This window comes from Sulfitobacter sp. HI0040, assembly GCF_001634885.1.
Lineage (GTDB): Bacteria > Pseudomonadota > Alphaproteobacteria > Rhodobacterales > Rhodobacteraceae > Sulfitobacter.
The window spans coordinates 1-256 of record NZ_LWEX01000407.1; the positions used below are offsets into that span (position 1 = coordinate 1).

Below are 256 nucleotides of genomic sequence, written 5' to 3' on the forward strand. Positions count from 1 at the left end.
CCCGTCCTCCGCCGGTTGCAGCGGCTGTTCGGCGTCGGGATCGAATTCGTCCGTGATCTCGCCCACGATCTCTTCGAGGATGTCCTCAAGGGTGATCAACCCCTGCAGCGAGCCGTATTCATCCACCACGAGGGCGAAATGCGTGCGGCGGCGCAGGAACTGGCGCATCTGCTCGTCCAGCGTCGAGGTTTCGGGCACGAAATAGGGCTTCATCGCGCCTTCGTCGATCTTGAAGTTCTTCAGCAGGGAATCGTTG

The 256-nt window shown here is 60.9% G+C and carries 1 protein-coding gene; it reads right to left on the reverse strand.

From position 1 onward, the window contains the following. Positions 1 to 256, reverse strand: a 256-nt coding sequence (locus A3728_RS16965) for a CBS domain-containing protein (protein WP_150120861.1), incomplete at both ends; no start/stop codon positions are given.